A 665-nucleotide genomic window follows, 5' to 3' on the forward strand; every position below is an offset into this window, starting at 1 on the left:
CTTAGTCCATAGATGAAAGATACAAGCGGAAAGCCCTGCCCGTAGGGTAACACCCAACTCAATAAAAAAGCCACCTTGCAAAATGTAAGGCGACCCTAGTCATACTCTGTTCGAACAGTTCAAGTAATAAAACTATCGAGCTTGATGCTTCACAATGTGCCTTGGCAGTTCAGTACCATTAATCCAACACTACAATACCCCTCCTCCCTTTCTCGCATAACGGCGAGTCGCAGCAGAGCGGACAAAGTGATGTTCATCTTGCATCAAATATTGCTGACACTGCTCATTGCACTTATCAAAGCAACTCACGGCCACTTTAAAGCGAGCAAAGCGGTCAAGGTCACGCACATCATTGACAGTAATCACGCTCTTAACCGCAAGTTTGTTTAACTCACGTTCACGCCACTGGTCACGATAGTGCAAGACCTTACGGTTTTGCGTGTTTACGGTGCGAGCGTAAAACGCTCGAAGGGTTTCATTTTTGATTTTCATAATGGATAGCCTTTGGAGTGTGGGGAGGGAGGCAGTCCGTCAGGACTGCCTATCAAATGAGTTAGAAACCAATTGGCATCCACTGAGCAAAATGCGCTTTCTGTGCGTCTGTGAGCGATTCGTCACAACCATTTAGCCAAGTGTTTAACTGCTTAACCAAATCGCCTTTCTTG

The 665-nt window shown here is 45.9% G+C and carries 1 protein-coding gene; it reads right to left on the minus strand.

Going from position 1 to position 665, the window contains the following annotated elements; genetic code table 11:
* Positions 1-189: 189 nt before the first annotated feature.
* Entirely contained in the window at positions 190-492 is a 303-nt protein-coding gene (locus tag OU793_RS24805) for a hypothetical protein (protein ID WP_159408219.1), read from the minus strand.
* Positions 493-665 lie beyond the last annotated feature (173 nt).

Source organism: Vibrio sp. VP6, assembly GCF_028823755.1.
Lineage (GTDB): Bacteria > Pseudomonadota > Gammaproteobacteria > Enterobacterales > Vibrionaceae > Vibrio > Vibrio parahaemolyticus.

Bases quoted from the DNA above. Each gene is read 5' to 3' on its own strand.
- OU793_RS24805 (WP_159408219.1), bottom strand. From the start codon at position 492: ATGAAAATCAAAAATGAAACCCTTCGAGCGTTTTACGCTCGCACCGTA.